Annotated in this window: 24 protein-coding genes and 1 pseudogene; 8 read left to right on the top strand and 17 right to left on the bottom strand. The window is 58.1% G+C overall.

All coding sequences use genetic code 11. The features are described from left to right. Positions 1–9: 9 nt before the first annotated feature. Positions 10–900, bottom strand: a complete 891-nt coding sequence (gene ubiA, locus N7D90_RS00870) for a 4-hydroxybenzoate octaprenyltransferase (protein WP_261740467.1) — start codon at positions 898–900, stop codon at positions 10–12. Further along, positions 900–1463 (bottom strand): chorismate--pyruvate lyase family protein, encoded by a 564-nt coding sequence (locus tag N7D90_RS00865; RefSeq protein WP_395246951.1) that lies wholly within the window; start codon positions 1461–1463, stop codon positions 900–902. Before N7D90_RS00865 ends, ubiA begins: the two co-directional genes overlap by 1 nt. Before the next feature lie 202 nt (positions 1464–1665). On the opposite strand from N7D90_RS00865, the gene N7D90_RS00860 reads away from it, so the two are divergent. The 4 genes from N7D90_RS00860 to N7D90_RS00845 all read left to right on the top strand — a co-directional run bounded on the left by N7D90_RS00860 (position 1666) and on the right by N7D90_RS00845 (position 4059). Continuing rightward, positions 1666–1833, top strand: a complete 168-nt coding sequence (locus N7D90_RS00860) for a rubredoxin (RefSeq protein ID WP_003437744.1) — start codon at positions 1666–1668, stop codon at positions 1831–1833. Positions 1834–1874: 41 nt separating this feature from the next. Further along, positions 1875–3023, top strand: a complete 1149-nt coding sequence (locus N7D90_RS00855) for an NAD(P)/FAD-dependent oxidoreductase (protein ID WP_315968134.1) — start codon at positions 1875–1877, stop codon at positions 3021–3023. Positions 3024–3211: 188 nt separating this feature from the next. After that, a complete protein-coding gene (locus N7D90_RS00850) occupies positions 3212–3487 on the top strand; it encodes an HU family DNA-binding protein (protein ID WP_016782719.1) in 276 nt (91 codons plus the stop codon). A 191-nt stretch (positions 3488–3678) separates the two neighbouring features. Further along, the gene (locus tag N7D90_RS00845) at positions 3679–4059 is read left to right on the top strand and encodes a helicase (protein ID WP_261740466.1); all 381 of its coding nucleotides are present in this window, start codon (positions 3679–3681) and stop codon (positions 4057–4059) included. Positions 4060–4227: 168 nt separating this feature from the next. On the opposite strand, the gene N7D90_RS00840 is transcribed toward N7D90_RS00845, so the two are convergent. The 6 genes from N7D90_RS00840 to exbB form a co-directional block, all read right to left on the bottom strand. Further along, positions 4228–5628 carry an aminoacyl-tRNA deacylase and HDOD domain-containing protein gene (locus tag N7D90_RS00840; protein WP_261740465.1) on the bottom strand — a complete coding sequence of 467 codons (1401 nt, stop codon included), beginning with the start codon at positions 5626–5628 and terminating at the stop codon, positions 4228–4230. Positions 5629–5706: 78 nt separating this feature from the next. After that, a complete protein-coding gene (gene recG, locus N7D90_RS00835; RefSeq protein WP_261742529.1) occupies positions 5707–7782 on the bottom strand; it encodes an ATP-dependent DNA helicase RecG in 2076 nt (691 codons plus the stop codon). A gap of 8 nt (positions 7783–7790) precedes the next feature. After that, entirely contained in the window at positions 7791–8711 is a 921-nt protein-coding gene (locus N7D90_RS00830; RefSeq protein WP_261740464.1) for a hydrogen peroxide-inducible genes activator, read from the bottom strand. A 162-nt stretch (positions 8712–8873) separates the two neighbouring features. Further along, positions 8874–9620: a TonB family protein gene (locus N7D90_RS00825; protein ID WP_261740463.1), complete on the bottom strand. Its 747-nt coding sequence runs from the start codon at positions 9618–9620 to the stop codon at positions 8874–8876. After that, positions 9617–10042 (bottom strand): TonB system transport protein ExbD, encoded by a 426-nt coding sequence (gene exbD / locus N7D90_RS00820; RefSeq protein WP_261740462.1) that lies wholly within the window; start codon positions 10040–10042, stop codon positions 9617–9619. Before exbD ends, N7D90_RS00825 begins: the two co-directional genes overlap by 4 nt. Before the next feature lie 6 nt (positions 10043–10048). Beyond that, on the bottom strand, positions 10049–11029 hold the full coding sequence (gene exbB, locus N7D90_RS00815) for a tonB-system energizer ExbB (RefSeq protein WP_261740461.1): 981 nt from the start codon (positions 11027–11029) through the stop codon (positions 10049–10051). A gap of 189 nt (positions 11030–11218) precedes the next feature. Here exbB and N7D90_RS00810 point away from each other — a divergent pair, with 189 nt between their 5' ends. After that, on the top strand, positions 11219–12076 hold the full coding sequence (locus tag N7D90_RS00810; RefSeq protein ID WP_261740460.1) for an SDR family oxidoreductase: 858 nt from the start codon (positions 11219–11221) through the stop codon (positions 12074–12076). A 138-nt stretch (positions 12077–12214) separates the two neighbouring features. Here N7D90_RS00810 and N7D90_RS00805 read toward each other — a convergent pair whose 3' ends face one another. From N7D90_RS00805 to N7D90_RS00780, 6 genes are all read right to left on the bottom strand, one after another. Beyond that, positions 12215–12955, bottom strand: coding sequence for a hypothetical protein (locus N7D90_RS00805; protein WP_261740459.1), 741 nt, complete (start codon positions 12953–12955; stop codon positions 12215–12217). 67 nt (positions 12956–13022) lie between these two features. Beyond that, on the bottom strand, positions 13023–13403 hold the full coding sequence (locus N7D90_RS00800) for a RidA family protein (protein ID WP_153432836.1): 381 nt from the start codon (positions 13401–13403) through the stop codon (positions 13023–13025). A gap of 24 nt (positions 13404–13427) precedes the next feature. After that, a complete protein-coding gene (spoT, locus tag N7D90_RS00795) occupies positions 13428–15533 on the bottom strand; it encodes a bifunctional GTP diphosphokinase/guanosine-3',5'-bis pyrophosphate 3'-pyrophosphohydrolase (RefSeq protein ID WP_261740458.1) in 2106 nt (701 codons plus the stop codon). A 60-nt stretch (positions 15534–15593) separates the two neighbouring features. Further along, complete coding sequence (gene rpoZ, locus N7D90_RS00790) at positions 15594–15857, bottom strand: DNA-directed RNA polymerase subunit omega (protein WP_003437783.1); 264 nt, start codon at positions 15855–15857, stop codon at positions 15594–15596. A gap of 168 nt (positions 15858–16025) precedes the next feature. Further along, positions 16026–16646, bottom strand: a complete 621-nt coding sequence (gene gmk / locus N7D90_RS00785; protein WP_095027645.1) for a guanylate kinase — start codon at positions 16644–16646, stop codon at positions 16026–16028. A gap of 13 nt (positions 16647–16659) precedes the next feature. Next, positions 16660–17523, bottom strand: coding sequence for a YicC/YloC family endoribonuclease (locus N7D90_RS00780; protein WP_261740457.1), 864 nt, complete (start codon positions 17521–17523; stop codon positions 16660–16662). 301 nt (positions 17524–17824) lie between these two features. On the opposite strand from N7D90_RS00780, the gene rph reads away from it, so the two are divergent. Continuing rightward, positions 17825–18547 (top strand): ribonuclease PH, encoded by a 723-nt coding sequence (gene rph, locus N7D90_RS00775; RefSeq protein WP_016782701.1) that lies wholly within the window; start codon positions 17825–17827, stop codon positions 18545–18547. Between the two features lie 49 nt (positions 18548–18596). Beyond that, complete coding sequence (locus N7D90_RS00770) at positions 18597–18965, top strand: DUF4870 domain-containing protein (protein ID WP_261740456.1); 369 nt, start codon at positions 18597–18599, stop codon at positions 18963–18965. 109 nt (positions 18966–19074) lie between these two features. Here N7D90_RS00770 and N7D90_RS00765 read toward each other — a convergent pair whose 3' ends face one another. After that, a complete protein-coding gene (locus N7D90_RS00765) occupies positions 19075–19854 on the bottom strand; it encodes an exodeoxyribonuclease III (protein WP_003437806.1) in 780 nt (259 codons plus the stop codon). Between the two features lie 82 nt (positions 19855–19936). On the opposite strand from N7D90_RS00765, the gene pyrE reads away from it, so the two are divergent. After that, positions 19937–20578: an orotate phosphoribosyltransferase gene (pyrE, locus tag N7D90_RS00760; RefSeq protein WP_016782697.1), complete on the top strand. Its 642-nt coding sequence runs from the start codon at positions 19937–19939 to the stop codon at positions 20576–20578. A gap of 60 nt (positions 20579–20638) precedes the next feature. On the opposite strand, the gene argB is transcribed toward pyrE, so the two are convergent. Further along, a complete protein-coding gene (argB, locus tag N7D90_RS00755) occupies positions 20639–21544 on the bottom strand; it encodes an acetylglutamate kinase (protein WP_261740455.1) in 906 nt (301 codons plus the stop codon). 25 nt (positions 21545–21569) lie between these two features. Continuing rightward, positions 21570–22943: pseudogene (locus tag N7D90_RS00750) on the bottom strand (phosphomannomutase/phosphoglucomutase); the annotation flags it as partial. Positions 22944–22984: the final 41 nt, after the last annotated feature.

The raw sequence follows: 22984 nt of genomic DNA, 5'->3' as shown, positions 1-22984 counted from the left end.
TTCAGGGGGCTAGCGCAGGGCGTAATCCAATACGATCCCCACAAAAATCGCCAAACCTGCCCAGTGGTTGTGCAAAAAGGCTCTGAAGCAGCGCTGCGGATCGCGGTTACGGGTGTACCAGAATTCCCACGCAAAGCACGCTGCAGCGCCCAGTAGGCCAAGGCGGAACCAGCCACCCAGTTCAAAATGCGCTCCCGCCAGCAACAGACAGCCCAAGGCCAGGCCTTGCAGGCTCAGGATGATTACACGGTCGGCATCGCCAAACAGGATGGCGGTGGATTTGACACCGATCTTGAGGTCGTCGTCGCGGTCGGTCATGGCGTAGTAGGTGTCGTAGGCCACTGTCCACAGCAGGTTGGCGATGTACAACAACCATGCCGCAGCCGGCAGGCTGCCGGTTTCAGCGGTGAAGGCCATCGGTATGCCCCACGAGAACGCAGCGCCCAGTACCACTTGCGGGTAGTAGGTGAAGCGCTTCATGAACGGGTAAGTCGCAGCCAGTGCCAGCCCGCCGAATGAAAGCCAGATGGTTGGCGCATTGGTGAACAGTACCAGCAGGAAACTGACTCCCATCAGCAGCGCAAAAAACACCAACGCCTCTTTACTGCTGATTTTCCCACTGGCCATAGGCCGCTGCTCTGTTCGTTTGACGTGGCCATCCACTTTGCGATCGGCAAAATCGTTGATCACGCAGCCCCCCGCTCGGGTCAGGATCACGCCGAAGACAAAAATCAGCAGGTTGCTCAACGAGGGCACGCCCTTGGCCGCAACCCACAGCGCCCACAAGGTCGGCCACAGCAGCAGATAAATGCCGATGGGTTTGTCCATGCGGGTCAGTTGAATGAAATCCCAGGCGCGAGGGTTCAGGCGATTGAGTGATTTGAGCAAACGCGTGTACATCAGTTGTTCTCCGACCGGGCACTGAGGGCGGCCCACAGTTTGGGTAAAAACACTTCGGCCACCAGCACGCTCAGTGCCCCGCGCACAAAGCGCGAACGGCGGCCCCACAGCAGGTCGGCCTGATCGACCGGTGGCAACCAGTGGCGCGGGTAGTGGCACACTTGCAGCGCGCCGCGCTCAAATGCCTGATCGCTAAACAGCAGTTCGCCCAGTGAACGGGTGCCGAGTTCGTCCATGTTCAGACCACCCTCCTCCAGTGAGCTTTGGGCCGCCACGCTACGAGCGAACACCCACGGCTGCCCGTGACCACGTAAATACACTTCGCGCACCCAGCCCTGAACGCCCAGGGGCAGGTCAAGCGCTGCACACTCGTCCGGGCGCAATTGTTGCCAACCTTCAAAAAGCGGAAGCACACTGAAGGAATTATCTGAAACTGCAGTAAGGCGCCGAGTCAGAGAGCCCTCGTCAAATAACCAGTCGAGGGTCTGTGCATCAGGCAGCGCAGCAAGATGGCCTTGTTCAAGCCAGACAGGGGAGATCAGCGGAGAAGTTATGTGCGGCACGGTGGGTCATAATTGGCAGCCATTGAGGTCGGCGAGCTTATCACGCTGGTCCTTGAATGAGCGGTCGAGGTCCTTTTGGCAGCATTGGTGCTTGCATCTGCCTGTGGTCATCAGTACAAAACGCCCTGAATTTAACGAGCAACACGGCAGTCTCGAAAAGTCCGTGAGCTCGTTCAAGCCTGAACCTTTAGGAAGTACCCCGATGAAAAAGTGGCAATGCATTGTTTGTGGACTGATTTATAACGAAGCCGACGGCTGGCCGGATGATGGCATCGCCCCCGGCACACTGTGGCAAGACGTGCCTGAAGACTGGCTGTGCCCGGATTGCGGCGTCGGCAAAATGGATTTCGAAATGATTGAAATCAACTGATCGACCCTTTTAAAACCCTGACTCACTCTCTGGAGATTGGAATGAACGCACCTGTCGTGATCGTTGGCACTGGGCTGGCTGGCTATAACCTGGCCCGTGAGTTTCGCAAGCTGGACAGCGAAACCCCGCTGCTGCTGATCACTGCCGATGACGGGCGCTCCTACTCCAAGCCAATGCTGTCCACCGGTTTTGGCAAGAACAAAGAGGCCGACGGCCTGAGCATGGCAACGCCTGAGGCGATGGCCGAGCAACTCAAGGCCCAGGTGCGTCCTCACACCCGTGTCAGCGGGATCGACCCGGGCCACAACCAGTTGTGGATCGGTGAAGAAGCCGTGCCGTACCGCGACCTGATCCTGGCGTGGGGCGCGCAAACGGTGCAGGTACCCGTGGAGGGTGACGCGCAGGACGCGATCTTCCCGATCAATGATCTTGAAGATTACGCCCGATTTCGGGCAGCAGCGGCAGGCAAGCGCCGCGTTCTGATTCTGGGTGCAGGGTTGATCGGCTGCGAATTTGCCAATGACTTGATTGCGGGCGGTTATGAGGTGGATATGGTCGCGCCCTGCGAGCAGGTGATGCCAACCCTGTTGCATCCTGCTGCCGCGGCGGCGGTCCAGGCCGGGCTTGAAAGCCTGGGCGCCCGCTTGCACCTGGGCCCGGTGTTGACCCGTCTGCAGCGTACTGACGCCGGGCTCGATGCGCATTTGTCCGATGGCAGTGTGATCCCGTGCGATGTGGTGGTGTCTGCCATCGGCTTGCGCCCGCGTATTGATATGGCGGCCGCTGCCGGGATTCAGGTCAATCGCGGGATCGAAGTAAACCGTCAGCTCCAGACCTCCCACGACAACATCTACGCGCTGGGCGATTGCGCAGAGGTCGATGGTTTGAGCCTGCTGTACGTAATGCCGCTGATGAGTTGTGCCCGCGCACTGGCGCAAACTCTGGCGGGCAACCCGACGACCGTCAGCTACGGGGCAATGCCGATTACGGTCAAGACTCCGGTTTGCCCACTGGTGGTGTCACCTGTGCCGCGTGGCCATGAGGGTGTATGGACCGTGGAGGGTCAGGGCGCTGATATCAAGGCGCTGTGCCGCGACGCCAACGGACGACTGCTCGGTTATGCCCTGACCGGCGAAGCCGTTCGTGAAAAACTCGCACTGAACAAAGAGCTGCCTGCTCTTTTGGCGTAAACACTGCGCACTCTGTCGCATATGGCATTGCCTGGACTCAACAAAGCCGGTGCAGAGGCTGGCGTCGGGCTTGGCCGCGTGCCATTCTCACACCGGTCTGCCGCAGTTTAGAGCCTGCGGCGCCTTGGAGCTGCTCCGAAGAGAGCAGCACGGACATAACAACAAAAAACCGTCAATGAGGCTTCATCATGCGTAAACCAGATCTCGCCGCCGCTATTGCTGAAAAGGCCGACCTAACCAAAGAACAAGCCAACCGCGTACTCAATGCCGTGCTTGAAGAAATCACCCAGGCCCTGCATCGCAAGGACAGCGTCACGCTGGTCGGCTTCGGCACCTTTATTCAGCGTCATCGCGGTGCCCGCACCGGGCAAAACCCGCAAACCGGTCAGCCAGTCACCATCAAGGCCAGCAACACGGTAGCGTTCAAGCCGGGCAAGTTCCTCAAGGACAGCGTTAATCCTTAAGGCACCGACCCGATGAAGAATGGGCAAGCTGGCCCTTCCAGCAGCCCATTCTTGATAACGAACGAGTCGATTGTGCGGCCATAAGTGGCAAAACCCATCCCATCTACGCCTATCTCTGCAGATTTATGGCGTTCTTCGCTCAAGTCGTTACACTGCGCCGGCCATTTATCTATTCCCCCGAGGCCGCGTACATGAAATTTCGTTTTTTGCTCTGGATGCTGGGCTTTCTGATGGGCAAAGCCAGCCGTAAGAATCCTGCATTTCAGCAACAATTGGCTGAAAAGGATCTGGTGTTCCAGTTGCAAACCCTGGACGGCAAAGTGGCCCGTCATTTCAAGGTTAAAAACCAGCGCATCACCAGTCACAGCGGCATGTACCCCGAGCCTGCGTTTGCTATCGCCTTCAAAGATGCCGCCTACGGCTTCGCCACGCTGCAAGCGAAAAACAAGCAGTTGGCGTTTATGACCGGGATTCAGGACAAGTCGATTCAGATCAAGGGCAACCCGGCGCTGGTAATCTGGTTCCAGGGCCTGACCAAGTACCTCAAGCCGCGTAAAAAACCGAAGGTTTAAGCGTTACGGGTATTTGTAGCAGCTGCCGAAGGAACGAGGCTGCGTTCGATTGCGAAGCGATCGTAAATCCTGAACATACGGTTTTTCTATAAAAACCCATGACCTGGTTTTACGACGGCTGTGCCGCCGGACGCAGCCTCGTTCCTTCGGCAGCTGCTACGTGAAGCATCAGTTCTGGCTGAACTTCGCCGCCATTTCACGCAGCAACACCTCGGCCTCAAGCACTTTGCCGACCACCGCTTCAGCCTTGTCGCGAGGCACGCCCAAGCGGTCAAACAATGCATCCGGCAATGGCGTACAAGCCCCCTGCCCAATGCCGCGACTACGCAGCAACCCCAGCGCTACGCACACCAGATTCGGAAATTGCGCGTCTGTGCCGACGTAGTCCGGATCGTGCTGAAAACGCACCGCTATCGCCAATTCGTCCGGCATTTCCCAAAAACCCATCAACCAAGCGCCCATCTGCTCACGGCTGATACCCAGCAAGTGCTGTTCGATCACGCTATGACTGACGTGGGGATTAACTTCAAGATGACGGCAAATCAGCGAAAAATGCGGCGGAAACACATAGGCCAGCAGCAAATAACCAAAGTTGTGCAGCAGCCCCGCCAGGTAAGTCAGGCCGACTTCAGGGCGATGCTCACGAGGCATGGCACGGGTCAGCCCTTCAATCACCGCAGCGGTGTAGATCGACTGCTGCCAGTACGGAGTACTCGACTGCGGGTGATCCTTGGGCAAGCTCAGGGTTTTACCCAACGACAGGCTAAGCGCCAGGTTGATCACTAGATCAACCCCCAGCACCCGCACAATGGCGTCTTCAACCGAACGGATCTTGCTCTGTGACGCGTAGTACGAGGATGACGCCCAGCTCAAGACTTGTGCCGCCAGAGCCGGGTCAGTTTCGACAACGCTGGTCACTTCGTCGATGGTGACTTCAGGGTCGGAGCGCAACCGCATGATTTTGCGCACGCTCTCTGACAGCGGCGGCAGCTCGATGGTAGCTTCAAGTCGTTGCTGAATACGCCGTGCGGTAAATGCCTGGACCGCCTGGGTGATTGCCTCACCGTCGTCACCGGCATGATCCCGGTTGAGTTCGATCGTGCTCAAGGGCACACCAAAACGACCGGCGCTGGCGTTGCTGAGCAGGCGTTTGAAGTCCTCCCGGGAAATTTCCAGCATTATCCCCGACTCGCCGGCGCTGATGAGCAGCGAAGGCTGCAACAGCAATTGCTCTTCGTACAGGCAGGGTGAGTTGGTCAGCGCTGGCAAACCGGGCAGCAGGCTCAGGCCATGTTTGTCGAGCAGAAGTTGCAGGCGATCCGGCGCAACGGCGGTCATGCGGCGTCCGATCAAGTCGGCCAGCCGGTTCAGATCAAGCAAATGGCTCTGCGTATACAGCACCATCAGGGCGCCCACCGAATCATCGAGCAGTACGGCCTGCACCTTGCGCGCCGGGTCAAGCCCAGGGTGATCGGTAACTTCGCGGTAAGCGATGGCCAAGTCACCGAGCAAGCGCCCGATAACAGATGGCGTGCTCGCAACGGCAGGGGCGCTGGCAACTTCAGTCATGGTCTGCATCCGTTCTCTACAACTCAAATTTGATAAGCCGTTACTTGATCGGCCGCAGAGCCATTTCCTGAATGATATTTACACCTGACCGTATTGCTGACCGTGCCGCAGCCAGCGATCCAGCAAGGGGCTGACGTGGCTCGGCCAGCGCTCGATCAACGCCTGGGCAGCCTCGCGCACGGCGGGCAGCAGGTCGGCATCGCGCATCAGGTCGGCGACCTTGAACTGCAGAAGGCCGGTCTGGCGGGTGCCGAGCATCTCGCCGGGGCCGCGCAGTTCAAGGTCTTTTTCAGCAATCACGAAACCGTCGTTGGTCTCGCGCATGATACCCAGGCGCTGACGGCCAATTTGTGACAGCGGCGGGTGATACAGCAACACGCAGTGGCTCGCGGCGCTGCCCCGGCCGACACGCCCACGCAATTGGTGAAGCTGGGACAGCCCCAGACGCTCGGGGTTTTCGATGATCATCAGGCTGGAATTGGGCACGTCGACGCCTACTTCAATCACCGTGGTCGCCACCAGCAATTGCAGTGCACCGGCCTTGAACTCGGCCATGACCGCGGCCTTTTCCGCAGCTTTCATACGCCCGTGGATCAAGCCGACGCGCAATTCGCCCAAGGCGCTGGAAAGGTCTTCGTAGGTGGTTTCAGCGGCCTGGCAGGTCATCTCTTCCGATTCCTCGATCAGGGTGCAGACCCAATAAGCCTGACGCCCTTCCGCGCACGCGGCACGCACTCGCTCGATCACTTCGAGGCGCCGCGTGTCGACTACCAGCACGGTGTTGACCGGGGTTCGGCCAGGCGGCAGTTCGTCGAGGATCGAGGTATCGAGGTCGGCGTAGGCACTCATGGCCAGGGTGCGCGGGATCGGGGTCGCGGTCATGATCAACTGGTGCGGACACATGACGCCGCCCACGCCCTTGTTGCGCAGGGCCAGACGTTGCTGCACGCCGAAGCGATGTTGTTCGTCGATGATCACCAGCGCGAGGTTCTTGAACTGCACATGGTCCTGAAACAGAGCGTGGGTGCCGACAACCATAGGTACGCCGCTGGCGATTTGCTCCATCGCCGCCACACGGGCCTTGCCCTTGAGCTTGCCGGCCAGCCAGGCAACTTCAAGCCCCAAAGGCTCCAGCCAGCGCTTGAAGTTGATGAAGTGCTGTTCGGCGAGAATTTCCGTGGGGGCCATCAGTGCCACCTGATAGCCCGCTTCAAGCGCCTGCAAGGCCGCCATCGCCGCGACGACCGTCTTGCCGGAGCCTACGTCGCCCTGAATCAGGCGCAGCATGGGCTCGGGCTGGCTGAGGTCGTAGGCAATTTCGTTGCCGACCCGGCTCTGTGCGCCAGTCGGCGGAAAACCCAGATTGGCGAGAAACTGCACCGGCAGCTTTTTCGCCTTGGGCAAGGCGGGCGCCTGCTGGGAACGCAAGCTCTCACGCAGACGCTGCTGGGACAGTTGGTGAGTCAGCAGTTCTTCAAAGGCCAAGCGGTGCTGCGCCCAGTGATGGCCCAGGGCGAGCTCTTCGACGTCTGCATCGGCGGGCGGCTGATGCAAGTAGCGAATGGCTTGGTCCAGCGGGGCCAATTGGTAGTCCTTGGCCAGTTCTGGTGGCAACCAGTCGGGCAGGCTACGCGGACCGAGCATGGCCAGGCTTTGTTGGCTGAGCTGGCGCAGACGTTGCTGGGTCAGGCCTTCGGTTGTGGGATAAATCGGTGTCAGCGTGGTATCGACGGGGGGCGGCTCATCGCCCGTGATGGCGCGGTATTCGGGATGATAAATCTCCAACCCCGAAGCACCGGGGCGAGCCTCACCATAGCAACGCACTTCGGTGCCGCGCTTGAGGCTGTCTTTTTGCGCATTGCTGAAGTGATAGAAGCGCAGACTCAGGCCGCCGGTGCCATCGTTGATCCGCACCAGCAAGCTGCGGCGCTTGCCCATGACCACATCAGCACCGATGACCCGGCCTTCAACCACCGCATCCTGTCCGGGGCGCAGGGCGCCAATCGGCACCACGCGGGTACGGTCCTGATAGCGCAACGGCAAATGGAACAGCACGTCCTGGACGTTTTCCAGCCCGACCTTGGCCAATTTCTCGGCCATAGCCTCGCCCACGCCCTTGAGCGCGGTGACCGACACTTTCGACAACTCGGTCATCGGCAGGCTTACTTCACGGCAGGCGGCTTGGCCACCGAACACAGGCGGATCGAGTCAGCGAGAATTTCAATCGCCTTGGGCCGCGGAAAACTCGCGCGCCAGGCAATGGCCACTGTGCGGAACGGTACCGGCGGGGTCAACGGACGCACGGCCAGAATGCCGGGAGCGTAGTGGTGACTGTCGACGGCCGACAACGGCAGGATCGAAATACCCAGGCCTGAAGCCACCATATGACGGATGGTTTCCAACGAACTGGATTCAACCGTGGTGTGCATGGCGCCATCATTGCCTTTGGCCACGGTCGGGCACGCTTCAAGCACCTGATCGCGGAAGCAGTGACCTTCGCCCAGCAACAGCAGGCTCTTGTCGTTGAGCAGGCTGGCGTCGATGGTGTCTTTCTTGGTCCAGGGGTGTTCGCTGGGCATCAGCACGTAAAACGGCTCGTCGTACAGCGGCAAGGTCAACACGTCTGCTTCATGGAACGGCAGGGCGATGATGATCGCGTCGAGCTCACCGTTGCGCAGTTTGTCGCGCAGGACGTGAGTGAAGTTTTCTTCGATATACAACGGCATCTGCGGAGCGACCCGGTGCAGTTGTGGAATCAGGTGCGGGAACAGGTACGGGCCCACGGTGTAGATAGCGCCCACTTTGAGCGGGGCGGTCAGTTGGTTCTTGCCAGCTTGGGCCAGCTCGCGAATGCCCTGGGCCTGCTCCAGCACCTTCTGTGCCTGGGCCACAATGGTTTCACCCACCGGGGTCACGCGCACGGCGCTTTTGCTGCGCTCGAAAATCAGCACACCGAGTTCGTCTTCCAGTTTTTTCACACCTACCGACAGGGTCGGCTGGCTGACGTGGCAACGCTCAGCGGCATGGCCGAAGTGTTGCTCTTGGGCGAGGGTAACGATGTAGCGTAATTCTGTAAGCGTCATAGCGGGCGTCCCTGTGGTTGCGGGCCAAGCATAGCGGCTGCAATCGATAGACGCACGTTATCAGACATTACCCTCAGAGCTACAGTAGCCAATCATTGAATGACTGGTTTTTTATCCATACCGCAGATGCATAAAGGGCACCCTGAGGTGCCCTTTATGATGTTATCGCCGACGTTTATCGATGGAATAAACGAACGGTGCCACGATCTCGATGCTGCCATTGGTCAGCATCTCGGGCGGCGGCTTGGGCAATGGTTGTGCCCGGCGAATCATTTCCAGGGTGGCCCGGTCCAGATCAGCATTGCCGGAGCGCCCTACCAACTCGTAGGACAGCACCTTGCCTTCAGCATCCACCACGAAGCGCAGACGGTTCAGGCCTTCCTTGCCACGAGATTGCGCAGCAGGCGGGTACTTTTTGTACTTGCCCAAGTGGTTCAGCAAAGTACCTTCCCAACTGGCTTTGGCCGCCAGTTGTTGAGCCGATGGCCCTGGGGCCGGTGCGGCGGACTTCTCGCTGGTGTTCTTGGTCGGCGTCGCGTCGCTGGGTTTCTCTTCTGAAGGCTTCTCTTTGACCGGTTCCTGTTTCTCCACAGGCTTGGGCGGTTGAGGCTTTTGCTTGGGTTTGACCGGCTTGGGTACAGAAATCTTCGGTTTAGGCGCTTCGGCCAGCTTGGGTATCGGCAACTCTTCCACTGGCGCCGGGGGTTGTGGTGGTGTCACCACTTTAGGCGGCGCAGGTGGAGGCGGTGCGGGCAGTGGTGCCAGATCAACCATCATCGCCTGTGGCGGAAGTTCGATCGCGCGCGGGCTGGACCATTGCAGGGCAAGAATCACTGCCACTGCATGGACACCCAATACCACGGCCAGGCTGGTTGCGTAACGCGTCATCTTTTGGCGCGCTATGGTCATTTCTTGGCTGCCGTCTCAAGTCCGACCAGACCCACCTTCAAGTAACCGGCTGCGCGCAAAGCATCCATCACGCTCATCAGGTCACCGTAGTCCACGCCTTTGTCAGCCTGGAAGAAGATCGTCGTGTCTTTGTTGTTGTGGGTCCTGGCATCCAGGGTCGGGCCCAGGGCTTGAACCGTAACCGGCTCTTCACCCAGATACAGGCGCTGGTCAGCTTTGACACTGAGAAATACCGGTTTCTCGGGACGAGGTGCCGGTTTGGCACTCGACGCTGGCAGGTCAACCTTGATATCTACAGTGGCCAGCGGTGCTGCCACCATGAAGATGATCAGCAGTACCAGCATCACGTCAATAAAGGGGGTGACGTTGATTTCATGGTTCTCGGCGAGATCGTCATCGCCTTCTTTTAAATGCAGGCCCATGGCCGATTACCCCACTTTCACCATGTGCGGTTGCGAGCTACGCTCGGGCGGCAAGTGATCGAGGTCACGGCTAACCAACAGCAACACTTCAGCAGACGCATCAGCCACCTGAGCCTTGTAACCGGTGATGGAGCGGGCGAAGACGTTGTAAATCACTACCGCAGGGATCGCTGCAACCAGACCCAGTGCCGTGGCCAGCAGGGCTTCGGCAATACCCGGTGCAACAACGGCCAGGTTGGTGGTTTGAGTTTTGGCGATACCGATAAAGCTGTTCATGATGCCCCACACGGTACCGAACAGGCCGACGAACGGCGCAGTGGAACCGATGGTGGCGAGCACGCCCGTGCCGCTGCTCATGTTGCGACCGCAAGCCGCCACCAGACGCTCAAGACGGAAGCTCACACGCTCCTTGATGCCTTCTTTTTCGCGGCTATTGGCCGACAGACGCATTTCTTCGAGCGCGTCCTGGACCAACAAATGGGCCAGGGTACCTTCTTTGGCCGCAGATTCGCTGGCTTCCTTAAGGGTACGGGCTTTTTTCAGGTTGGCGATTTCAACGCGCAGACGACGCTTGGCGCCCAGGACTTCAAAGCCTTTGGCAATCCAGATCGTCCAAGTAATGATCGAAGCGATAGCCAAGCCGATCATCACGATCTTGACGATGATGTCCGCGTTTTTGTACATGCCCCAAGGCGACAGGTCATGGGCCATGCCCAAGCTGTTGTCGTCTTCGGCACTGATTTGCGGTGCGTCATCGGCAGGGGCAACTGCACCTTCAACCAGTGTAGGATCAGTCGCACCTGGTGTTGCAACAGGTGCCGGAGCAGCAGCTTCAGTGGCAGCATGCACGGCTGGGGTGGCAGGTTCGTCGGCAAATGCCGCGACAGGTGCCAGCATCAAGCTGAACATCAGTGCCACAACCCCACGCCAGACGCGTGTTGGGCTCAAAGGCTGGGTTGGCGAAGCGGTGGGATGATTGCGTGTCATGCTAGCCGGACCTGAGAAAAGTAATGAGGTAATGCCCTACAACGCGGTGTAAGACCAAGGGCAAAATGATGGGTTATTATTGCAAGTAATTCTTGTTAACAAAAGCAATAGCATCTGTTTTTTTCGAAAGTCACGACTTTGGTCGTGTCCATTTACGTCACTTTGTAACTTTTCATTAGGAATTCTGCGATGTCCCAAGTCTCTGTTTTGATCGTCGGATGCGGCGATATCGGGAGCCGCCTGGCTGTTCAGTTGCTCGATAAAAACTGGCAAGTGCATGGCCTGCGGCGCTCCATCGACCGGTTGCCTGCAGGCGTCATCGGGGTAGAGGGCGACTTGTTCAGCGAGCACTGCCCGCAGCAATGGCCAACGGGTCAGATCGACTATGTGGTGTACAGCGCGGCAGCGACCGAGCATGACGAAGCGGGTTATCAGGCAGCGTATGTCCAAGGGCTGAAAAACACGCTGAACTGGCTTGAGCAAAACGGTCAGCGGCCAAAGCGCCTGTTGTTTGTGTCCAGCAGCAGCGTTTTTGCCCAGAAGGATGGGGAGTGGATTGACGAGACATCCCCTGCCCAAGCGTCGAACTATTCGGGCCGGATCATGCTCGATGCCGAGCAGGTGGCACTCAACAGCGGCCTTGCGGCCAGTGTGGTGCGTCTGACCGGGATCTACGGGCCGGGCCGCGAGTGGATGCTGGGGCAGGTGCGCAAAGGTTATCGAGTGGCCGTTGACCCACCGATGTATGGCAACCGGATTCATGCCGATGATGCTGGCGGGTTTTTAGCTTTTTTGCTTGAGGCAGACCGCGAGGGCAAAGCGCTGGATGATTGCTATATAGGCGTTGATAACGCGCCGGTGCCTCTGGCTGAGGTCGTGGGTTGGTTGCGCGAGCGTTTGGGTATTACCGAATGGGCCGCCGAAACCAGTACGCGCCGGGCGGGCAGCAAGCGCTGCAGCAATACCCGCGCCAAGGCGCTGGGCTGGGAGCCGCGCTACTCGAGTTATCGCGAGGGCTATGCCCAAATTTTGGATGGGAAGGCGTAGGTTGACGCGAAACCTGTAGCCGCTGCCGAAGGCTGCGACAAGGGCCGAAGGACCTTCGATTTCAGTAAAAACCGGGGGCGCCACGCAACCCATCGCAGCCTGTGGCAGCGGCTACATAGCGCGGTTTTTGGCGATCAACTACAGCTTTTCCAGGGACCACTCGAGCTTGCCTGGGTAAAACTGAGGCATATCATCGGGCTCGGCGGAATCCAGCGCCTGGAAGATTTCAAGCCTAGGGCCATTGCGGACAAAAATGTGCGCTGCGCCAATCTCACCTTGTTGCAACCAGAGGCTGTCGTGTTCGCCACTCATCGAAGCGCAGTCACCCGCCAGGCACAGTACGTAATTCTGGGTGTTGGGCAAGCCGTTGACTTGGCCGTCGGCTAAAAAGGTCACCTGATTACCCTTGCCCATGCCGCTGGTCACACGCCACTGGCCGCCCAAATAGGCAGAATTGAGTGCTGTTTCAAAGCTTGCACCCAGCGGTGCGTCGCTTGCAGCAGTGATCCGTGGACGAACGAAAGGTTGGCGCGGCTCGGCATCAGTCTCGCCCTGGATCAACTCTTCACCTTCCAGGCTCAGGCCCGTGGAGCTGCTCCCATAAAAGCTGACCTGCCACGTACCATCGTCTTCAGGTATCAACTTGCCTTCAACCGACTCAAAGCCGTTGGTGTAATTGGCCGTAGCGTTTTTGGCGTCGATATCCCACTCAAGGTTTGGCCCATAAGCCAGCAGGGCTTCACGCAAATTACCGCCATGGGCAGCTGCGTCGATTGCAGCCTGGTTGATCCAGACACCACTGATGTCGCGGTGAGCGGGTTTGCTGGCACAACCACCCAAAACAACGGCGAGTAGTGACAACACGAGCGCTTTGCGCATGGTGGGATCCTTTTGAAACAAGGAAGAGCGAGGGTTGGCGCAGCATGAAGAGGCTGCGCCGAGGGTGTTACTCAAGTACCAGAATAGCGTCCATCTCAACCTGCGAACCCTTTGGCAGGGCTGCAACGCCAATGGCGGCGCGGGCCGGGTAAGGCTGTTCGAAGTATTTACCCATGATTTCGTTGACCTTGGCGAAGTGGCTCAGGTCCGTCAGGAAGATGTTCAGCTTGACGATGTCCTTGAACGAACCACCAGCAGCTTCAGCCACCGACTTCAAGTTTTCGAAAACCTGGATGGTCTGTGCTTCAAAGCCTTCAACCAGCTCCATGGTTTTTGGGTCCAGCGGGATTTGACCGGACATGTAGACAGTATTGCCAGCTTTGATCGCCTGAGAATAAGTACCGATTGCAGCAGGTGCCTTGTCGCTGGTGATAACAGTCTTGGACATGGGTGACTCCTTGTAATTAGATGGCTACGCACGCATACGAGTGATGCGGATAACCCCGGTAAGGGCGCGCAGTTTTTTGATCACGCGAGCCAGGTGCACGCGGTCGTGCACACTGACTACCAGTTGGACCACGCTGATGCGACCATCGCGTTCGTCCATGCTGATCTTTTCGATGTTGCCGTCGGCGGCGTTGACGCTGCTGGCCAGCAGCGCAATCAGGCCGCGCTGGTGCTCCAGCTCGACGCGCAACTCGACGTTGAATTCGCCGGTAACGTCCTTGGCCCACGAAAGCTGGATGCATTTTTCGGGGTTGTGGCGGATTTCACTGATATTGCGGCAGTTGTCCAGGTGCACAACCATGCCTTTACCCGCAGACAGGTGGCCGACAATCGGGTCACCCGGAATCGGCGTACAGCATTTCGCGTAGCTGAGCACCAAACCTTCGGTACCGCGAATCGCCAGCGGACCTTCCGGGCTCGGCAACGCCTCGCCTTCGCCCAGCAAGCGGCGCGCAACCACATAGGCCATGCGATTGCCAAGACCGATGTCTTCGAGCAGGTCTTCGATCTGTTCCAGGCGGTATTCCTGCAGCATCGCCTGAATACGCTCGGCCGGGATTTTCTCCAGCGCGCTGTTGAAACCGTTCAGTACCTTGTTCAGCAGGCGTTCGCCCAGATTGACCGACTCGGAACGGCGCTGCAGCTTGAGCGCATGCCGAATGTGCGTACGCGCCTTGCCGGTAACCACAAAGTTGAGCCATGCCGGATTGGGGCGGGCACCGGGAGCGCTGACGATCTCGACCGTGGAGCCACTTTGCAGTGGTTCGGACAACGGCGCGAGACGGCGATTGATCCGGCACGCAATGCAGCTGTTGCCGACGTCGGTGTGCACCGCGTAAGCGAAGTCGACCGCCGTGGAGCCTTTTGGCAGCTCCATGATCCGGCCTTTGGGCGTGAACACATAAACCTCGTCCGGGAACAGGTCGATCTTCACGCTTTCGATAAATTCGAGGGAGTTGCCTGCGCGCTGCTGCATTTCCAGCACGCCCTTGACCCATTGCCGCGCCCGGGCGTGAGTGCCCGTGTGCTGCTCGTCACCACTGGATTTGTAGAGCCAGTGAGCGGCGATACCGTTGTTGGCCATTTCTTCCATTTCACGGGTACGGATCTGAATTTCGATCGGTACGCCATGCATGCCAAACAGCGTGGTATGCAACGACTGATAGCCGTTGGCTTTGGGAATGGCGATGTAGTCCTTGAAACGCCCCGGCAGGGGTTTGTACAAATTATGTACAGCACCCAGCACGCGGTAACAGGTGTCGACCTTGTCGACGATGATCCGGAACGCGTAAACGTCCATGATCTCGTTGAAGGCCCGACGCTTGCCGCGCATCTTTTTATAGATGCCATAGATATGCTTTTGACGACCGCTGACTTCGCCCTGAATGCCGTCGATGGCCAGACAGTGACTTAGCGATTCTTCAATTTTGTTGACGATTTCCTTGCGATTGCCCCGGGCGCGTTTGACCGCCTGATAAATGCGCGCGGAGCGCATCGGGTACATCGCCTTGAAACCGAGGTCTTCGAATTCGATACGAATGCTGTGCATACCCAGCCGATTGGCAATGGGTGCATAGATTTCCAGGGTTTCCTTGGCAATCCGTCGGCGTTTTTCGCCGGACAGCACTTCGAGGGTACGCATGTTGTGCAGACGGTCAGCCAGCTTCACCAGGATCACGCGGATATCGCGTGCCATGGCCATGGCCATCTTCTGGAAGTTTTCAGCTTGGGCTTCGGCCTTGGTTTCGAAGTTCATCTGAGTCAGCTTGCTGACTCCATCGACCAGATCGGCCACGGTTTCGCCGAACTGCGCGACCAGCGCTTCCTTGGCAATACCGGTGTCTTCAATGACGTCATGCAGCATGGCCGCCATCAGGCTCTGATGGTCCATATGCATATCGGCAAGGATGTTTGCCACTGCCAGCGGATGCGTGACATAAGGCTCGCCGCTACGTCGGCGTTGGCCGTCGTGGGCTTGTTCTGCGTAGAAGTACGCCCGGCGGACCAGATTGACCTGGTCCGGGCCGAGGTACGCCGACAAGCGATCGGCGAGGGCGTCTATGCTCGGCATGAGGAAACCTCCTGCCAAAACTTTTTACCCTTCGCCGTGCTACGTCGACCGGGCATAGGCTTAGTTCGCCTCGTTGGACTCGTCCTCGAACGCTGCGAACAGCGGTTCGTCTTCGACGATTTCAGCGTTGGCGATAAACTCGTAGCTCATCAGGCCTGCAGCGATTTCACGCAAGGCAACAACAGTAGGCTTGTCATTTTCCCACTCGACCAAAGGCTCTTTACCGCCGGTGGCCAGTTGACGGGCACGCTTGGTAGAGAGCATGACCAGCTCAAAGCGGTTATCCACGTGTTCTAGACAGTCTTCAACGGTTACGCGGGCCATGGTCTTCCTCGTAGCAAATGCAATATGCGCGCTGCCCGGATGGGCAAGCGGACTAAACAGTTTAAAAAATCACCAGCCAATAGGGAAGCGCTGATTTTTCGGGCACTGCCCCAAAAACCTCTGTAACCGCCAATGTAAAGCCCTTACAGGGGTTTTGGGAAGAGTTGTTTAACCGAGCAGTTCGGCCAGTAATTTGCCAAATCGCTGCTGCTGACGTTTTTGCTGGAGCCGATTGGCGCGGAAAATGGCCTTCAGATCCTCAAGCGCCAGGGCGAAATCGTCATTGATGATCAGGTAGTCATAGTCGACATAGTGGCTCATTTCGCTCACGGCTTCGCGCATCCGGCCGTCAATGATCTCGTCGCTGTCCTGACCACGATTATCCAGTCGCTGGCGCAGCGCTTCCTGGCTAGGCGGCAAGATAAAGATCGAACGCGCCTGCGGCATCAGCTTGCGAACTTGCTCGGCACCTTGCCAGTCGATTTCCAGAATCAGGTCATGACCTTCATCCAGGGTCTGCTGCAAATGGCTTTGCGAGGTGCCATAAAGGTTGCCGAACACCTCGGCGCGCTCCAGGAAGTCACCGTGCTCGATCATTTTCACGAACTCTTCGCGCTCGACAAAATGATAGTTCACGCCATTCACTTCACCTGGGCGCATGGCGCGAGTGGTGTGCGAAACCGAAACCCGGATTTGCGGCTCAACGTCGATCAACGCTTTGACCAGGCTGGTCTTGCCTGCGCCCGAAGGGGCAGAAACGATATAAAGGGTGCCAGTGCTGTGGGTCATGTCAGGGAATGCCTTACTCAATATTCTGTACTTGTTCACGCATCTGCTCGATCAACACTTTGAGGTTGACCGCCGCTTGGGTGCTGCGTGGATCGAATGCCTTGGAGCCCAGGGTATTGGCCTCGCGGTTCAGCTCTTGCATCAGGAAGTCCAGGCGCCGACCCGCAGCACCAGCGGACTTGAGCACGCGCCGCACTTCAAGAATATGGGTGCTCAGGCGATCCAGTTCTTCAGCCACGTCGCTTTTTTGCGCCAGCAAGACCATTTCCTGCTCAAGACGCTGCGGATCAAGCTCGGCCTTCATGTCGGCAAAGCGATCGAGGACCTTTTGACGCTGGGTGGCGAGCATCTGTGGCACCAACTCGCGCAGAGTCTCGACGTCGCCTTCAATGGCGGTCAAACGCTCGCTGATCAAGCGCGCCAGCTCCGCGCCTTCGCGCTCGCGACCATTTTTGAGCTCTTGCAGACCTTGCTTGAACAACGCCAGCGCCTGAGTGTTCAGGGCTTGCGGATCGCTGGCGTCCGCCACCAAAACACCGGGCCAGGCCAGCACTTCCAGCGGGTTGAGCGGGGCCGGGTGCTTGATCAGGCTGGCAATGGTCTCGGCAGCTGCCACCAGTTGCGCGGCGCGCTCACGGTCGACTTGCAACGGTTTGCCGGTGGTTTCTTCGGTGAAGCGCAAGGTGCATTCCAGCTTACCCCGCGAAATCCCCTGACGCAGCGCTTCACGCACCGCACCTTCGAGGTCACGGAAAGATTCAGGCAGACGCAGGTGCGGCTCCAGGTAGCGGCTGTTGACCGAACGCAGCTCCCAACTCAGGGTGCCCTGAGTGCCAACGCTTTCGACGCGGGCAAAGGCGGTCATGCTGTGCACCATGGACGGTACCTCGCGATCTGATGAAATAAGCCTGACGGCAATTAAGGCGAAGGATTGTAACGCAGTGCAGTGGGTGGCCCCAAATGGCGTCTGTCGTAAAGGCACTTAAACCTGTAACCGCTGCTGCAGGCTGCGATAAGGGCCGCAGGACCTGCGCTTTAAATGTGAAGAGCGGGGTCGCTACGCAACCCATCGCAGCCTGCGGCAGCGGCTACAGGATTGGATTGCTTTAAAAATGTGCCCTGTTGGTCTACGGCCTTTATAATGCTCGGCAGTTTTCCGTCCCGTACAGGTATCCCACATGAAACGTCCAAGTGGTCGCGTTGCCGATCAGCTCCGCCCGATCCGCATCACCCGCAACTACACCAAACACGCAGAGGGTTCTGTACTGGTCGAGTTCGGTGACACCAAAGTCATCTGCACCGTCAGCGTCGAGAACGGCGTACCACGCTTCCTTAAAGGTCAGGGCCAGGGTTGGCTGACTGCCGAATACGGCATGCTGCCACGCGCTACCGGCGACCGTAACCAGCGTGAAGCCAGCCGCGGCAAGCAAGGCGGACGCACCCTGGAAATCCAGCGCCTGATCGGTCGCTCCCTGCGCGCCGCGCTGGACATGTCCAAGCTGGGCGATATCACCCTGTACGTCGACTGCGACGTAATCCAGGCGGATGGCGGCACCCGCACCGCGTCCATCACCGGCGCCATGGTTGCTCTGGTAGACGCTCTGAAAATCATCAAAAAGCGTGGCGGCCTCAAGGGCGGCGACCCTATCAAGCAGATGATTGCAGCGGTATCGGTGGGCATGTACCAAGGCGTACCGGTGCTTGACCTGGACTACCCTGAAGACTCGGCAGCCGAAACCGACCTGAACGTGGTAATGACCAGCTCAGGCGGTTTCATCGAAGTACAGGGCACTGCCGAAGGCGCACCGTTCCAGCCTGAAGAGCTGAACGCCATGCTGGCATTGGCACAAAAAGGCATGAACGAAATTTTCGCCCTGCAACAAGCTGCATTGGCCGACTAATTAGCCGGATTGACTGTCAAAGCCTTCAAACGACCTACCGGAGAACGCCATGAGTGAGCTGGACCTTTCAAAACCAGAACCGAGCCGAGACGCTCGCAAATGGGCCATGTTCTGTCATTTTTCGGCGTTCCTCGGGATGTGGTTTCCGTTTGGCAGCCTGATCGGCCCGCTGATCCTGTGGCAGGTAAAGCGCGAGAGCGATCCCTTTATCGATGACCAGGGCAAGGAAGCAATGAACTTTCAGATCACCGTGGCAATTGCTTCGGCCATTTGCTACGTGCTGATGTTCGTGCTGGTCGGCTTCGCCTTGCTCGGCCTGGTGCTGATCGGGGCAGTGGTGCTGGTGGTGATAGCCGGGGTCAAGGCCAATGACGGAGTGGTTTACCGCTACCCCTTCACCTGGCGCCCGCTCAAGTAACAATTCCGAGCCTGTAGACGCTGCCGCTGGCGGTGGGGGCTACAGGTTTAGACCAAAAAAATGCCCGTATCTTTCGATACGGGCATTTTTTATGACGGCGAAAAAACACTTAGATTGTCAGTGTCCAGTCGTAGTCCACGATCAATGGCGCATGTTGCGAGAAGCGTGGCTGACGCGGCAAACGAGCGCTTCGTACAAAGCGGCGCAAGCCCGGTGTCAGCAACTGGTAGTCGAAACGCCAGCCCAGATTCAGCATCTCGGCCTGTTCGTTGTCCGGCCACCAGCTGTACTGGTCGCCTTCGCGGCTGACTTCACGCAGGGCATCGACATAGCCCATGTTGCCGACAATCTCATCCATCCAGGCCCGTTCAGGCGCCAGGAAACCAGGCGATTGCTGGCTGTCACGCCAGTTTTTAATGTCGAGTTTCTGCTGCGCCACATACAGCGAGCCGCAGTAGATGTACTCACGACGCTTGCGACGCTGCTTATCCAGATAGCGTGCAAAGTCGTCCATTAGCTTGAATTTTTGATTCAAGTCTTCATCGCCATTCTGCCCCGAAGGGAGCAGCAAGGTCGCGATGCTGACCTTATCGAAATCGGCTTGCAGGTAGCGCCCGTAGCGATCGGCCGTCTCGAAGCCAAGCCCGGTGATGACTGCTTTCGGTTGCAACCGCGAATACAAAGCCACACCGCCTTGGGCAGGGACTTCAGCTTCACAGGCATAAAGAAAGTAGCCATCGAGCTGGTAGGCTGGATCGTCCAGTTCAAAGGCGGAGGCGCGGGTGTCCTGCAGGCAGATAACGTCGGCATTCTGAGCTTGCAGCCAACTGAGCAAACCGCGCTCGACTGCCGTCTGAATACCATTGACGTTCACACTGATGATCCGCATAAATGGCCCCAAAAATCACGTGCGTGTATGATACACGCGGTCTTACTAATTAGCTAAATCCGTGGTATCTGGGGCTTTTTTCATGCAAGCGTATCAGCGCGACTTCATCCGTTTTGCCATCGATCGCGGCGTACTGCGCTTCGGTGAGTTCACCCTGAAGTCGGGGCGTACCAGTCCTTACTTCTTCAATGCCGGCCTGTTCAACACAGGTTCTGCGCTGGCTCAACTGGGGCGCTTCTATGCGGCCGCCATCGTTGACAGCGGCATTTCCTTCGACGTGCTCTTTGGCCCGGCCTACAAGGGTATCCCCTTGGCTGCGACCACCGCCGTCGCGCTGGCCGAGCACCACGATCGCGATCTGCCATGGTGTTTCAACCGCAAGGAAGCCAAGGCCCACGGCGAAGGTGGCAGCCTGGTCGGCTCGCCGCTTGAAGGCGATATCCTGATCATCGACGACGTGATCACGGCCGGCACCGCCATCCGTGAAGTCATGCAGATCATTCAGGCTCAGGGCGCCAAGGCGGCAGGCGTGATGATTGCCCTGAACCGCCAGGAGCGCGGCAATGGCGAGCTGTCGGCAATCCAGGAAGTCGAGCGCGACTTCGGCATTCCGGTCATCAGCATCGTTTCGTTGAACCAGGTTCTGCAGTACCTGGCCGAAGACGAAACGCTCAAGCAATACCTGCCAGCCGTTGAAGCGTACCGGGCGCAGTACGGGATTTAACTCCCCGCCCATGAAAAAGCCCCGCCCGGATCGCTCCGGGCGGGGCTTTTTTTGTTCTGCTTAAGCCGGTTTGCTGTTGGTAATCAACGTACCCACACCAGTGTCGGTGAAGATTTCCAGCAACACCGCATTCGGCACGCGGCCGTCAACGATGTGCGCGGTAGTCACACCACCTTGCACAGCTTCCAGCGCGCAACGGATTTTTGGCAGCATGCCGCCGTAAATGGTGCCATCGGCAATCAGGTCATCCACCTGAGCAGTGGTCAGACCGGTCAGCACCTTGCCTTCCTTGTCCATCAAGCCCGCAATGTTGGTCAGCAACATCAGCTTCTCGGCCTTGAGGGCTTCGGCAACCTTGCCAGCCACCAGGTCCGCGTTGATGTTGTAAGACTCACCGTTTGCGCCTACGCCAATCGGCGCGATCACCGGGATAAAATCACCCTTGGTCAGCATGTGCAGCAGGTCGGTATTGATGCCGATGACTTCGCCCACATGACCGAAGTCGATGATTTCTGGCGTGGTCATTTCCGGTGTCTGACGGGTCACAACCATCTTTTTGGCGCGAATCAGGGTTGCATCCTTACCCGTCAGACCAATGGCGCTGCCGCCATGGCGATTGATCAGGTTGACGATTTCCTTGTTCACATGACCGCCAAGTACCATCTCCACCACATCCATGGTTTGCGAGTCAGTGACCCGCATCCCGTCGATGAAATGACTCTCGATGGACAAACGCTTGAGTAGATCACCGATCTGCGGCCCACCACCGTGTACCACGACCGGGTTGATACCCACGGCCTTCATCAACACGATGTCACGGGCGAAACCGGTTTTCAGGTCATCGTTCTCCATAGCGTTGCCGCCGTACTTGATCACCAGCGTCTTGCCGACGTAACGGCGAATGTAGGGCAGCGCTTCGGACAAAACCTTGGCGACGTTGGAGGCGGCATCACGTTCGAGGGTCATTCAGGGCTCCGGTAAAACTAGTCGATCAAAACGGTAGTGGGAGATCAGGGGCCACACGCTTCAGTTGAGCGTGAAAGACGTCCTTGATGCGTTGCAGTTCGGCCTCGGTTTCGGCCTCAAATCGCAGCACCAGCACCGGGGTGGTGTTGGACGCGCGAACCAGACCCCAGCCATGAGGGTAGTCAACCCGCACACCATCAATGGATGTCAGCTCGGCGGCGTCCCCCCATTGGGCGTCGTGCAGAGCTTCAATGATGCTGAATTTGCTCTCATCCGTCACATCGATATTGATTTCTGGCGTAGAAATATCGTTCGGGAAGGTCTCAAACAGCTCTTCGGCCGTCACCTGGCGCTTGCTGAGGATCTCCAGCAGGCGCGCGGCGCTGTAAATACCGTCATCGAAACCAAACCAGCGCTCTTTGAAAAAGATATGCCCGCTCATTTCACCAGCCAGCAGGGCACCGGTTTCTTTCATCTTCTTTTTGATCAACGAATGACCGGTCTTCCACATCAGTGGGCGACCGCCATTTTCCTTGATCAACGGGATCAGACGACGCGTGCATTTCACGTCGAATATGACCTCGGCCGTAGGGTTGCGTTGCAATACATCCTGAGCAAACAGCATCAGCAAATGATCTGCGAACACTATGGTGCCTGCATTAGTCACCACGCCCACGCGGTCAGCATCACCATCAAAGGCCAGCCCGATATCGGCATTGGTTTCTTTGACTCTGGCGATCAGGTCCAGCAGATTTTCAGGCTTGCTAGGGTCTGGATGGTGGTTGGGAAAGCTACCATCCACTTCGCAGAACAGCGGGATCACTTCACAGCCAAGGGCTTCAATCAATTGCGGTGCGATCACGCCGGCTACGCCGTTGCCGCAGTCCACCACCACCTTCAAGCGTTTGGCCAACTTGATGTCCCGGGTAATCACATCGGCGTAGCGCGGTAAAATATCAACGCGCTCGATGCTGCCTTCGCCCCAGGTCAGGTCGTTGGTTTTCAGTCGCGTGTGCAGCGCGGTGATTTGTTCGTCCGCCAGCGTATCGCCCGCGATCACGATTTTAAAACCGTTGTAGTTTGGCGGGTTATGGCTGCCCGTGAGCATCACACCCGACTTGCCCGCCAACACGTGAGTTGCGTAATACAGAGCAGGTGTAGGCACCAGACCCACATCACTGACCTTGCAGCCACTGTCCGCTACACCCTGGATCAAGCGCTCGACCAGCTCAGGACCGGACAAGCGTCCATCCCGGCCCACCGACACATGCGGTTCACCCTTGGCCAAACTCTCTGCACCGATGGCACGGCCTATCCAGTACGCGGTCTCAGGGGTCAAGGTTTGCGGGACCACGCCACGAATGTCGTAGGCGCGAAAAATGCTGTCAGGGAATTTTGGCGGGACCGAAGCGGGGCTAGTCATTGCGGGTGGGACTCCAC

The organism is Pseudomonas fragi, from assembly GCF_025426255.1.
GTDB lineage: Bacteria > Pseudomonadota > Gammaproteobacteria > Pseudomonadales > Pseudomonadaceae > Aquipseudomonas > Aquipseudomonas kulmbachensis.
Note: the sequence above shows the minus strand (reverse complement) of the source record. Positions and strands in the feature narration are given on the sequence as shown.